At 62.6% G+C, this 12,715-nt stretch carries 11 protein-coding genes and 1 tRNA gene; 4 read left to right on the forward strand and 8 right to left on the reverse strand.

From position 1 onward, the window contains the following. A partial coding sequence (locus tag QMG25_RS15075) for a DDE-type integrase/transposase/recombinase (RefSeq protein WP_283461652.1) occupies positions 1–748 on the reverse strand: 748 nt, incomplete at its 3' end. Positions 749–970: 222 nt separating this feature from the next. Here QMG25_RS15075 and QMG25_RS15080 point away from each other — a divergent pair. Both QMG25_RS15080 and QMG25_RS15085 read left to right on the forward strand, forming a co-directional pair. Continuing rightward, positions 971–2,737: a glycoside hydrolase family 13 protein gene (locus QMG25_RS15080; RefSeq protein WP_283461655.1), complete on the forward strand. Its 1,767-nt coding sequence runs from the start codon at positions 971–973 to the stop codon at positions 2,735–2,737. Between the two features lie 42 nt (positions 2,738–2,779). Further along, entirely contained in the window at positions 2,780–4,171 is a 1,392-nt protein-coding gene (locus tag QMG25_RS15085) for an FAD-binding oxidoreductase (RefSeq protein ID WP_283461657.1), read from the forward strand. A gap of 153 nt (positions 4,172–4,324) precedes the next feature. Here QMG25_RS15085 and QMG25_RS15090 read toward each other — a convergent pair whose 3' ends face one another. From QMG25_RS15090 to QMG25_RS15105, 4 genes are all read right to left on the reverse strand, one after another. After that, positions 4,325–5,698, reverse strand: a complete 1,374-nt coding sequence (locus tag QMG25_RS15090) for a DUF4032 domain-containing protein (protein ID WP_283461659.1) — start codon at positions 5,696–5,698, stop codon at positions 4,325–4,327. 126 nt (positions 5,699–5,824) lie between these two features. Beyond that, a complete protein-coding gene (locus tag QMG25_RS15095; RefSeq protein ID WP_283461661.1) occupies positions 5,825–6,922 on the reverse strand; it encodes an ABC transporter ATP-binding protein in 1,098 nt (365 codons plus the stop codon). Between the two features lie 143 nt (positions 6,923–7,065). Continuing rightward, complete coding sequence (gene otsB / locus QMG25_RS15100; protein ID WP_283461663.1) at positions 7,066–7,845, reverse strand: trehalose-phosphatase; 780 nt, start codon at positions 7,843–7,845, stop codon at positions 7,066–7,068. Beyond that, positions 7,842–9,281, reverse strand: coding sequence for an alpha,alpha-trehalose-phosphate synthase (UDP-forming) (locus QMG25_RS15105; protein WP_283461795.1), 1,440 nt, complete (start codon positions 9,279–9,281; stop codon positions 7,842–7,844). Before QMG25_RS15105 ends, otsB begins: the two co-directional genes overlap by 4 nt. 195 nt (positions 9,282–9,476) lie before the next feature. Between QMG25_RS15105 and QMG25_RS15110 the strand changes: the two genes are divergently transcribed. Both QMG25_RS15110 and QMG25_RS15115 read left to right on the forward strand, forming a co-directional pair. Continuing rightward, a complete protein-coding gene (locus QMG25_RS15110) occupies positions 9,477–10,379 on the forward strand; it encodes a DsbA family protein (RefSeq protein WP_283461665.1) in 903 nt (300 codons plus the stop codon). Between the two features lie 158 nt (positions 10,380–10,537). After that, positions 10,538–10,611: transfer RNA gene (locus QMG25_RS15115), tRNA-Thr, on the forward strand. Positions 10,612–10,715: 104 nt separating this feature from the next. On the opposite strand, the gene QMG25_RS15120 is transcribed toward QMG25_RS15115, so the two are convergent. From QMG25_RS15120 to QMG25_RS15130, 3 genes are all read right to left on the reverse strand, one after another. Continuing rightward, positions 10,716–11,855: a site-specific integrase gene (locus QMG25_RS15120; RefSeq protein WP_283461667.1), complete on the reverse strand. Its 1,140-nt coding sequence runs from the start codon at positions 11,853–11,855 to the stop codon at positions 10,716–10,718. Between the two features lie 181 nt (positions 11,856–12,036). Beyond that, the gene (locus QMG25_RS15125; protein WP_283461669.1) at positions 12,037–12,255 is read right to left on the reverse strand and encodes a helix-turn-helix domain-containing protein; all 219 of its coding nucleotides are present in this window, start codon (positions 12,253–12,255) and stop codon (positions 12,037–12,039) included. Between the two features lie 119 nt (positions 12,256–12,374). Beyond that, positions 12,375–12,644 (reverse strand): hypothetical protein, encoded by a 270-nt coding sequence (locus QMG25_RS15130; RefSeq protein ID WP_283461671.1) that lies wholly within the window; start codon positions 12,642–12,644, stop codon positions 12,375–12,377. Positions 12,645–12,715: the final 71 nt, after the last annotated feature.

Below are 12,715 nucleotides of genomic sequence, written 5' to 3' on the forward strand. Positions count from 1 at the left end.
TCGTGTCCCTGGGCACGATGTCAGCCTTGGCGACCTTCACCGCGTTCTCCACCCCGCCCTTGGAAGCGGGATCCGCCGGCTGACACGTCAACACCGTCACCCCGTAGTAGCGGGCAAAATCCACGGTCTGCAAGTTCCGCACCGGCACCCCGGCCACATGCGAGACCGTCACCGTCTTTTCGTTATCCGTCAGGACATAAGTGGGCGCCCCGCCAGCGATGCGGAAAGACCTATCCAGGGCCGCGAACACGGACGGCGCCGTCCTATCCCGCAAAGCGATGACAATCCGGAACCGTGACCACGCCAGCCAGGCCACGAACAACACCGTCTTCACACCGTCAATATAAGGGCCGTCTCCGAAATCATATTGTAGCCAGCCGCCAGGCTCCGTGACCCACGGCCGGTGCACGCGCACCCGTCCGAGCTTCCACTCGGCCTTGACCTGGGCCATCGCGCGGCGGGTGGAACGCTCAGACCCCGCATAGCCCATGCCCACCAGCTTTTGGTGGGTAACATCGGCCCGGATCCGACCCCGTGTCTTTTCCACGAGCTCCTCGATCTTGGGCAGGTACTCATCGGTGATCTTGTCCCGGGCCACCGGTTCCGCCAAGGGCCGCCCGGCATCGCGGGCGGCGACGTGCTTGGCCACGGTGTGATGCGAACAGCCCGCGAGCTGGGCTGCGGCACGCAACGACTTCGTAAGATCATACGCTTCAAGAATTTCCATGATTTCTCCGTCAGACTTCATACAGAGCCTCTTCCTGGTTTGGTTTGGTGCGACTAGACACCGACATCAAACCCCAGGAAGGGGCTCCCGCCGTTAACAACACGGCGATGCTAGAAAATAAGAGTGGGCAGATCTCATGGCCACCAATGGGCATTTCTGCTGGCCATCAGTGGGCAGTTACGTGGCCGCCTATGGGCAGTTTGCCATGGCCGCTAACAGTGGGGGACTGCCTCACGCATTTGGGTGCGCAGCGTTCAGGACGGCGAACCCCGGTATGACGAGGCCCGGGTCATCGACACCCTCGACGGCTGGGTCTGGTGGGAAACAAGCATGCTGGCCGTGAACCCTGTGGCTCGCTACCGATTCGTCATTGAGGTGGCCGGCCTTGACCACGAAGGCGCCAGCTACTGGCACCTGAACAACGGGGGCTTCTTCAACAGGGACACCTCCGACTACAACGACTTCAGGGTCACCACAGCCAATGATGCGCCTGCGTGGTCGCGCGACGCCGTGATGTACCAAGTGTTCCCGGACAGGTTCGCGAGATCGTCCAAAGCCGCAAACCGTACCGTCCCGGAGTGGGCCATCTCCTGCACTTGGGAGACTCCGGTCGAAGGAACCGGGCCGGATGCTGGCCGCCAATTCTACGGCGGGGACCTGAACGGAGTCACGGAGAAAATTGACGAGCTGGCGGACCTCGGCGTGGACATCGTGTACCTGACACCCTTCTTCCCCGGGCGTTCCAACCACCGCTACGACGCCTCAACCTTCCATGCAGTGGATCCGCTGCTGGGTGGCGACCAAGCGTTGATAGATCTGGTGCAGGCCGCCCACGCCCGCGGCATGAAGGTCATGGGCGACCTCACCTCCAACCACACGGGTGCTGCCCACGAGTGGTTCATCCGTGCCCAGTCAGACCGCAATTCCGTGGAGGCCGGCTACTTCTACTTCAACGAGGACCACAGCGACTATGAGAGCTGGTGGGGCGTGAAATCCCTCCCCAAGCTCAACTGGGCCTCCCAAGCGCTCCGCGAAGCGTTCGTCACCGGAGAGGACTCCGTCGTGGCGCATTGGCTGAAGCCTCCGTTCAACCTTGATGGCTGGCGGATCGACGTCGGCAACATGACGGGCAGGCTCGGCGCCGTGGACCTCAACCACGAAGTTGCAGCGCTCATCCAGGCGAGGATCCTCGAGATCAATCCCGATGCATTGCTGCTGGGCGAGGAAACCTCAGACGCCGGTGTGGATGTGGACGGTTTCGGCTGGCAAGGTGCCATGACGTACTCGAATTTCACCCGTCCCCTGTGGCAGTGGCTGGGGGACCACACCGCCAGGGTGGACTTTTTCGGCACCCCGCTGCCGGGCCCCAACAAGGTGAGCGCCGACGTCGTGCTGGCCACCCACAAGGACCTCTCCAGCGCCTTCAGCTGGCCCGTGCGCAACGCGACGATGAACGCGCTGAACACCCACGACACGGCCCGGGCGGGAAGCGTGATGATTCCCGGTGGCCCGATCGTGGCGGCGACGCTGTCCATGCTGCTGCCGGGCATCCCCGTGGTGTTTGCCGGCGACGAATTTGGTTTGCTGGGCGACAGGGGCGAGTCGTCGCGCACGCCCATGCCCTGGGGCGACCCGGCACGCGTCGTGACGGATCTGCGCCCCGCCTACGCTGCCCTGGCCGCGCTGCGCCACCGGAGCCCGGCCGTGGCCCATGGTGGCATGCGGTGGTTGATGGCCGACGGCGATGTGCTGGCTTTTGTGCGCGAGTCGCCGCTGGAGTCGCTGCTCGTTATTGCCGTGAGGGCTCCTGTGGAGGGGCTGGACCTGAACGCGTTGGGTCTGGGCGATGCCGCGGACATGTTCCAGGATCAGATCTTTGGCACCGGGGACGTGGACGCGGCCGACGGCGTGAGCCTGGCCGGTCCCGGCGCCTACGTGTGGCGGCTGCCCGGGGTCAGCGTGCCAGCTGGCACGCCAATGCCGACGGTGCGTGAACTCGTTCTAGACTGAAGTGAAACATACGCGCTTTGACGAAAGAGGCACTGCAAGACCATGGCAGAAATCGGGATTGATCCTTATCAAGGCTTCGCGGCGGCGGTGCTTGCGTCATTGCGAGGGGAACAGCTCAGCGTTGCGCCGGAGGACCTGCAGACTTTTGCCATAGACCAAGGACCCGTGACGGATTTCCACGAACCGGCCGCGGTGGTGTGGGCCGAGAGTGTTGCCGACGTGCAGGCGGTGGTGCGGGCCGCTGCCGCACACAACGTGCCGCTGGTGACCCGCGGTGCGGGAACCGGCGTCTCCGGCGGAGCCCACGCAACGGCTGGCTCGGTGGTGCTGAACCTGACCCGGATGAACACGATTCTGGAAATCAACGCGGCCGATGAAATTGCCAGGGTCGAACCGGGCGTCATCAACGGCGACCTCAACCAGGCGCTGGCCGAGTTGGGGCTCATGTTCGCCCCCGACCCCGCCAGCTACAAGATCTCCACCATTGGCGGGAACATCGCCACCAATGCCGGCGGACTGCGGTGTGCGAAGTACGGAGTTACGCGCGACGCCGTGCTTGCCCTTGATGTGGTGCTGGCCGACGGCACATTGATCCACACCGGGCACAGGACCTTCAAGGGCGTGGCAGGCTATGACCTGACAAGCTTGTTCGTGGGTTCGGAGGGGACTTTGGGCGTTGTTGTCGGCGCTACTGTGCGCTTGAAATACCTGCCCACCATCGTGCGCACACTGGCGGTGTTCTTCCCCGATGTGCAGACGGCTGCGGCGGGGGTGTTGGCGCTGGGGTCGGCGCGCGTGCAGCCCTGCATCCTTGAACTGTTGGACGGACCGTCGTTGCAGGAGCTGGACTTCCGGAATGGAAGCGACCTCGCCAGCAGGGGCACGGCGCTGCTCCTGATCCAGTTCGACGGGCTGGCCGCAGCGCAGGAAGAGGCTTTGGCCATTGCAGCTGTGGAGGAGCTGGGCGGAACGGCCAGCCGAGAAGATCCGGCAGAGGCCCAACGGCTTGTTGACCTGCGACGCAACAATCGCGGACTGGACGTTGACGCGGTGAACAGGGTGGGAGAGGACGTGGCCGTGCCGCGCTCCCAATTGGTCCACTACATCTCCGCGCTGGAAGAAATGGCTCGACGCCATGGTGTGGACCTGAATGTCATTGCCCACGCCGGAGACGGCAATCTGCACCCTACGTTCTCAGTGCCAGGCATGGATGCGATCAGCGTTGCCTCGCTGAACGCGGCCCTTGACGATTCCATTGCCAAGGCCCTCGAGCTTGGTGGCACCATCACCGGCGAGCACGGGATCGGACAGTACAAGCTGAGATGGCTGCCGTTGGAACAAAGCGAGCAGGTGTTGGAAATCCAGCGCAGCATCAAGGACATGTTTGACCCGCAGGGCATCCTCAACCCCGGCAAGGCCATTCCCACCGCTTGAGAGACGCTCACTGCGGTCATCGCGACTTGTAGGAGCGTCCGATGCAGACGCCCCGAACGTGCAGGAGGGTCCGCAGTAAATCCCCCGAAAGTGCAGGAGCGTTGGTAGGTAGGTCGGTAGGTCGGTAGGTAGGTAGGTCGGTAGTGGGGTGGGTTAGTCGTCTTCGTAGGAGTCGGCGTTTGGCAGGACTCCTCCTTCCAGCATGGTGAGGGTTTCCGTGTCGGTGCTGAGCATGATGGCGTCTTCGTCGCGGCGGTAGCGCAGGATGTTGTCTACGTAGGACTGCACTGCTTCGGCCAGAGGGACGTTGCGCTCTTCCTCCTGCGACTTGAACCAGCGGTGCTCCAAGACCTCGTGGACCACTTCTGCAGGTTCCAACTTGCCGCCCAGCTCGCGGGGGATGGCCCGCACAATGGGTTCGAAGATGGTGCTGACCCACTTGTGCGCGCTGATTTCCTCGTCCATGGGCGTGCCCGAGTCGGCGCGGAAGGAATCCATGTCATTGAGCAGGCGGCGGGCCTGGTTTTCCTGGGCGTCCAGTCCGGTCAGCCGCAGCAGGCGGCGCTGGTGGTGCCCGGCGTCCACCACCTTGGGCTGGAGTTGGATGGTGGAGCCGTCGGGCGTGGTCTTGATGGCGTATTCTTCCACGTCGAAGCCCAGCTTGTTCAAGCGGCGGATGCGGGCGCCGACGCGCCAGCGGTCCTCCAACTCGAAGGACTCCTTCTCGGTCAGCTCTGCCCACAACCGGCGGTAGCTATCCATGATGAGCTCGCTGGTGGCGACGGGATCCACCTTTTCCTCAATGAGGCCGCCCTCCAAAAGGTCCATGAGCTCGCCGGCGATGTTGACGCGGGCGATCTCCAGATCATATTCGCGCTGCCCGGTGGACAGGTCCGGGTAGAGTTCACCAGTTTCGGCGTCGACAAGGTAGGCAGCGAAGGCTCCGGCATCGCGGCGAAAGAGCGTGTTGGAGAGGGAGACATCGCCCCAGTAGAAGCCCACCAGGTGCAGGCGAACCAGCAGCAAGGCCTGGGCGTCGATGAGGCGGGTCAAGGTGTCCCGGCGCAGTTTCTGCGAGAACAGCGCACGGTACGGCATCGAGAACTTCAAATGCCTGGTGACAAGCACAGGGTCAAGGGGCGCTCCTGTTGGGGTACTGCGGCCACTGATCACGGCAACAGGTTCCACACAGGGCACATCGAGGCGGGCCAGCTTGCGCAGCATGTGATACTCGTGCTTGGCCACGTGCTCGGAGGTTTCCTTGATGGCAATGACTGAGCCGTCGAGGTGGGCAAAACGAACCACGTGGCGGGAGATGCCGCGGGGCAGTGCGGCGAGGTTTGCCGCGGGCCAGTCCTCCAGCTGGATGTGCCACGGCAGGTCAAGCAGTCCGGGATCCGCGCTGGCTGCGGTGATGTTCAACGATCCCATGACTTGGGCCGGAGGCGCGCTTTTCCGCGGGAGCTTGCCCATCTGCTCGAAGTCGGTGGGTTCGTGGTTCCACTTGGCGCCTGGTTGCTCAGTCATGGGCCAATTCTCTCTTAAAGGGTAGGGGGATTAAACGCCGAGACGCGGCTGCCGGTTGGAAAGTTATCCAACAGGCAACCGCGCCTCAAGGTGCATTGGTCTCGACAGGCTCGACCACCGGGGTGGTCAGACGGTGATGCTCTTGTCGCCCAGGCGGGCACCTGATGTTGCATCGAAGAGGTGCACGTGCTTGGCCGACGGGCGGACGTGGACGGTGTCGCCCTTCATCGGTGGGCGGCGGCCGTCGACACGGACCACCATGTCGCGCTCGTTGCCGTTGATGATGGCGTGGCCGTAGATGAACGCATCGGCGCCGAGTTCTTCGACGACGTCGGCCTCAACTGCTAGGCCTTCTCCGGCGCCAACCATCTCGAGGTCTTCGGGACGGACACCCACGGTGACGGTGTTCCCTGCTGCTTCACCCAACACAGAGCTGGGCACCGGGTAGATGGATCCACCGAACATCACGCCGCCGTCAACCACAGGCAGTTCCAGCAGGTTCATGGCGGGTGAGCCGATGAAGCCGGCAACGAACACGTTCTGCGGGGCATCGTAAAGGTTGCGGGGGGTGTCAACCTGCATCAGCAGGCCGTCCTTGAGCACTGCAACGCGGTCGCCCATGGTCATGGCCTCAACCTGGTCGTGGGTCACGTAAACGGTGGTGACGCCCAGACGGCGGGTCAGCGACGCGATCTGGGTGCGGGTCTGGACGCGCAGCTTGGCGTCCAAGTTGGAGAGGGGCTCATCCATGAGGAACACCTGCGGGCTGCGCACAATGGCGCGACCCATGGCAACACGCTGACGCTGGCCACCGGAGAGTGCCTTCGGCTTGCGGTCAAGGTAGGCCTCGAGGTCCAACAGCTTGGCGGCGTCCTGGACGCGCTTGGCGCGCTCTTCCTTGGAGACGCCGGCGATCTTCAGTGCGAAGCCCATGTTGTCTGCAACGGACATGTGCGGGTACAGCGCGTAGTTCTGGAAAACCATGGCGATGTCGCGGTCCTTCGGCGGAACGTCAGTGACGTCGCGGTCGCCGATCAGGATGCGGCCGGCGTTGACATCTTCCAGGCCGGCGAGCATGCGCAGTGAGGTGGACTTGCCGCAACCGGAAGGTCCCACGAGAACGAGGAATTCGCCATCGGCGATGTCAATGTTGAGCTTGTCAACAGCGGGCTTCGTGGTGCCCGGGTAGATCCTCGTTGCATTGTCAAAAGTTACTGTAGCCACAGTGATATATCCCTTCATCGGCAGGTACGTGCCGAACGATCCTCAAGTGAATGGTTTTTTCATGCGTCAGGCCGCGCGCCGCTGGTGCAGCACACAGTCTGATGTATGAAGTATGACACATTTTCCCCGTGGGCGGGGTCACTTTATGAGGTCATGTGTGCGCTGCGGGCCTCCGCGAGCAGCTCGAGGATTTCCGGGAGTGTGTGTTCGTCGGGGATGCGGAACTGTGCGGCGCTGTCCCCTGGACCCACCTTGAGACCGAGATCCCCGGGCAGGAGCGCAGAAAATGCGTGCTCGTCCGTGACGTCGTCCCCGGCGAAGAAGGTGGCCGTGGCGCCGCTGAACTCTCGCAGCGACACCAGGCTTTGGCCCTTGTTGGCCTTGAGCACTGAAATCTCCAGCACCTTCTTGCCTGTGGTGATGTGGAAGGCGGGGTTGCCGGACAGGGCCGTGTTGACATGCTCGACGGCGGCGATCCCGTCGGCGTCGTCGGCCAACCTGTAGTGGAGCACGACGCCGGCCGGCTTCTGTTCGGCGGCAGTCCCCGGGAAGTCCCTGGTTGCCCGGGCAACACAATCCCGGGCTTGTTCCAAGGAGGACTGTTGCTCCGCCGAGAGCTCCAGCACGGGGGAATCGGGCCCCCAGTACGTTTCCGCCCCGTGGCTGCCCACCAGCAGTGTCGGGGCCGGAGGGGCGGCGACCGAGCGTAAACTCTCCAATGCCCGGCCTGACACGAGCGCCGTCGTCGTGCCTTCCATGCCGGCCAAGGTGGCAAGGGCCGCCGCAGAGCGGGGGAGCGGGCGGGCGTCCTGGGCGCGGCTGACAATCGGGGCCATGGTGCCGTCAAAGTCCAGGGCCACCAGCAGGTGCGGGGTTTGGGCCAAGCGGACGACGGCGGTGCGCAGTTCCACGGGCAGGCTCATACCGGCGTGGCCTCCTTCTGCAGTGCGGCGAGGAATTCGCTGCTCCAGCGCTGGACGTCGTTGTTGACGATCTGCCGGCGCATGGCCCGCATGCGGCGGCCGGCCTCAGCGGGGGAGAGGTTCACGGCGCGCAGGATGCCGGACTTGAGGCCGTCGATGTCGTGCGGATTGACCAGGATGGCGGATTTGAGCTGGTCGGCGGCGCCGGCGAACTCGCTCAGGACCAGTGCGCCGGTGTTGTCGCCGCGGGCCGCCACATACTCCTTGGCGACGAGGTTCATGCCGTCGCGCAGGGCCGTGACGAGCATGACGTCGGCGGCCAGGTACAGCGCCACCATCTCCTCCACGGGGTAGCTGTGGTGAAGGTAGCGCACTGCCGTGTTTTGCATGGTGTCGTACTGGCCGTTGATCCGGCCCACCATGCCCTCCACGTCCTCACGCAGTTGGATGTACGTTTCCACCCGCTCGCGGCTGGGGCTGGCGACCTGAATCAGTGCGGCGTCCTCCACGGTCAGCTCACAGTCGTGAAGCAATTCACCGTAGGCCTTCAACCGGTGGGTGATGCCCTTGGTGTAGTCGAGCCGGTCCACGCCCAGCAGCACAGTCTTGGGGTTGCCGAGCTCTTCGCGGATTTGCCGTGAACGGGCAATGACGTCTTTCCTTCCGGCCAGTTCCTGGATCTGGCCGACGTCGATGGAGATGGGGAACGGAGCGGCCCGGGCAATGTGGACCACGTTCCCTTCGTTATCCTTGACCTGAATTTGGGCGGACTTGACGCCGGCGCCGACAAAGCGGCGGGCGGAGCGCAGGAAATTGGCCGTGTCACTGGCACGCTGGAAACCTATCAAGTCGGCTTCGAGCAGGCCCTCGATGATGCTCTGGCGCCACGGCAGCTGGGCAAAGATCTCCTGCGGGGGAAAGGGGATGTGGTTGAAGAAGCCAATGCGCAGGTCCGGGCGCAGTTGGCGGAGGTAGCGGGGGACCAGCTGCAGCTGGTAGTCCTGCACCCACACGGTGGCGTTCTGTGCGGCAGTGTTGGCGGCAGCCTGGGCGAACCGCTTGTTCACCCTGCGGTAGGCGTCCCACCAGGTGCGGTGGAATTCCGGCGGTGCAATGACGTCGTGGTAGAGCGGCCACAGGGTGGAGTTGGAAAAGCCCTCGTAGTAGAGCTCCACTTCCTCGGCGGACAGCGGCACGGGCACCAGATCTATGTTTTCGTGGTGGAACGGTGCCAGCTCCTCGTCCGGGGCGCCGTGCCAACCCACCCACGCACCGTCCTGCGTCGCCATGACAGGGGCCAGCGCAGTGACGAGGCCTCCGGGGGAGCGGCGCCATCCGCCGTCGCCCTCTTCCGTGGAAACCCTGTCCACCGGCAGCCGGTTTGAGACCACAACAAAGTCCGAATCGCCGGGGTGGTGCAGCGGCTCGTTGATCATTTCTTCAGGCACGTGGAACTCCCATGGTTCGATCTGCGGTTTGTCCCAGCTTATCCCGCGGGGAAAATACCGGGCGGTAGAGCGCGGCAGGGGGCGGGGCGGACGGCATCGAGGATTCTTCAAGCTTTCTCCCCTAAGATGATCAAGGACTTGCCGTTGCACGGCCCTTTTTCATGCCCAAAGACTTGAGGAACAATGAGCCCCAAAAACGAACCGCGATTGACCAATGCACAGCGAACGGCGCAGGCCCGCGAAAAGGCAAAGGCCATTCGCGACACCCAGCTGAAGAAGGAAAAGCGCAACAGCTGGATGATTCGCGGCGGAGTTTTGCTGGCTGCGCTGGTGGTCATTGCGATCATCGCGCTGGTGGTCATCAACACCAACAAGGCCAATGAGCCGGTGGCCGAGACGGGACCGGTTCCCGCCAACGCCAACGTCTACGGCGGCGTGGTCCTGGGCAAGGACGCAGCGGTGATAGCGCCGACTACTACGGAAACTTCCGTTGACGTCAGCAAGGTGCCACCCATGCCGACGGCGGCGCCCACCTCGGTGGATCCCGCGAGCATCGGGATCAAGCCCTCGGCATCCGGCGAGCCGGCACCCGTGGTGGTCTACCTGGACTTCATGTGCCCGGCCTGCAATGGTTTTGAGCAGAACTACGGCCCCGGGCTGGACAAGCTGCGCAGCGAGGGAAAGGTGACGGTGGAGTACCGCCCGCTGCCGTTCCTTGACCGCTTCTCCTCCGGCACCAACTACTCCTCACGCTCGGCAGCTGCGGCAGCCTGCGTGGTGGACAAGTCCCCGGAGAAGTACAAGGCGTACGTTGATTCGCTCTTCGCCAACCAGCCTGCGGAAAACAGCAAGGGCCTGGACAACGCCACGCTGGAGAAGTACGCCACCGAAGCCGGTGCCGCCGACATCAGCAGCTGTGTAGCTGAGAAGACCTTCCGCCCGTACGTGGCCTACGGCGGAGCGCTTGCAGCATCTGCCGGTGTCAATGCCACACCCACCGTCTTCGTCGACGGCAAGCAGTGGATGCCGGAGACGGACAAGGACTTCAACGCCTTCGTGACCAAGGTGCTGGACGCCAAGAAGTAGCTTGTTGTGGCTGGTGCTGCGCTCGCAGGAAGCGGGGGCTGCACCGGCTACGGAGCATGCTGAAACCGGCTCCCCGACGCGCAATTGCGGGGGGGGGAGAGCCGGTTTTCATTTTCTCCGGCGCTTACGGTAGCCTTGTCTAGCGCTTGATTGCGTCTGCCTCCTTAGCTCAGCTGGCCAGAGCACCGCTCTTGTAAAGCGGGGGTCATCGGTTCGAATCCGATAGGGGGCCCAAAAAGCCCGGATTTACAGGGATTTTTGATGTGAGAATGGCCCCGAAAGGGGCCATTTTTGCTTAACCTACCGGTAACCTACCGGATTGGGTCACCTCTTTCATCATCTTTCGTCCTCTTGGGTCGGTTCCTGAGGGCCCTCCGGTGGCTCCGAAACTTCTTCGGATGATGGCATTTCAGTGCCACCCGGCTGGTCCTCTTGGCCTGTTTCATGCACGGGCTGAGTCTCGTCTTCGGGCTTGAACGCGTCAGTGACGGACGTCGTGTCCAACGCCTCATGGATTTCTTCAATGTAATGTTTCTGGGTCATCGAAATCTTGGAATGGCCGGCTTGATACGCTGCCGCCTCGGGGCCCAGGGTTCGCGCGATGCGAGTTGACGTGGCCTTCCTGAAGGTCTTGAAGGTCACCCATTCGTAGCCGGCCCGGTCTGCAACCTTGCGCCAAAGCTTCCCCACATTGTTGGGATCGACAGTTGTTCCCGTCGATGAAGGGAAGATGAGATCGAGAGGATTGGATACTCCCGATTGCTTCTGACGATTGCGGCGTAAGAGGAGCTGCTCCACTAGGAACGCAGGCATGGCAAGATGGCGGACGCCATGCTGAGACTTTGGATGGTCCTGGATCCTGGCGCCGCCTGTCCGCGTTCTAATAACTGTGGCATTGATAAAAACTGTGGGCGGAGTGGCCGTGAGGTCAAGATCGTCCCAGCGCACCGCGAAAAGCTCGCCTGGGCGAACGCCCGTGGCAATGAAGAAGTCCATCATTTCGTGAAGTTCCTGCGTTCGGGGCCGGCCGAGGGTTGGCTCCCGTTCCCACTCTATGACTTTGGCCCTGAGGTCCCGATACTGCTCTACATCGAGGGCCTTGGGCTTAGATTTCTTGCCGCGTGGAATGGTGATTCCCCTAACCGGGTTACTCGTGACGGCGTCATGACGAAGGGCTACTTTGAACATCCACGACAGGACGGCGCCACAACTTCTAGCTGTGGACGGTCCCACGTCCTCAACGAGTCCGCGAATGAAGCGGTCGATCACGCCTGAGGTCGCTTCGCCAATGCGGACTTCCCCGAGCGCCGGCAAAATGTATTTGTTGACGCAGTAGTCGTACTTGTCCTTTGTCCGCGAGGCCTTGTCGGAAGCTTCAAGGTCGACCAGGAACACCTTCGCGAGTTGCTCGATCTTGTCCCGGGAGTTTACGAGTCCATCCCTCGGTGTCTTGCGGTCAACCAACTTCTGCTGCAAGTTCCTTCGCGCCGAGGCAGAGGAGGCACCCCGCGCTTCTACATGACGGATTTTTCCATCCAAGTCGCGGAATCTGGTGCGGGCCTGCCAGGAGCCCGCACCGAGCCGATGAACGTGGATGGACCCCCAAGCGCCCATGGGGAGGGGATCTCTGGCCATCTGACTTATCTCCAGACTGCCGTTATTCGGGATCAGACCGGAGCGACAGCCACGCCTCGAAGTCCGTTTGGCTGACCCGAAGATGCTTGCCGATCCTGTAGGCGTGTGGCCCGACGCCCCGCGACCGCCACTGGTAGAAAGTCTGCAACGGAATCTGCAGCTCCTGGCAGATCTCGGTTGGGGACAGCCAATGGGTGGTGTCGGAATCGATACGGCTGCTGTTCTGGGTGTACATGCTCATGTCGGTACCTTCCTCGGGTCCTGCCAACGTCTAAGCGCCAGCAAGCTGGATTCGATACCTAACCATGGTTGAAATCGCGTTTTACTACATGACCGCAACCAATAGTGGGTCGTGATGGCTTATAACCAAGGAGCGAAGAAAAGGCGCGCCTGAGCTATTTCATGAATAACTTGGGATGAGTTGACGGCGTAGGCAGGGTGGGCATCGGTGAGGGTGGCGTCTGTCATGCGGACAATCCCGGCGGTTGACAGCATTGCGAGTGCCTGGGTGACAGTGACCGTGTTGAGGGAGAGCGCGGTGGCAATTGCAGGCGCGGTTGCAGGGCCGTGTGTGACCAGCATGTGCAGGATTCGGCCTCTTGTCAGATTCATCAATATTGAGGGTTCCATGGAAAACGCTCCCTGGCAGCGCACAAGACGCTTTATTGGATCTGTCTATTATTGAAATTTACTCTCACTAG

This window comes from Arthrobacter sp. H35-D1, assembly GCF_030063185.1.
GTDB lineage: Bacteria > Actinomycetota > Actinomycetes > Actinomycetales > Micrococcaceae > Specibacter.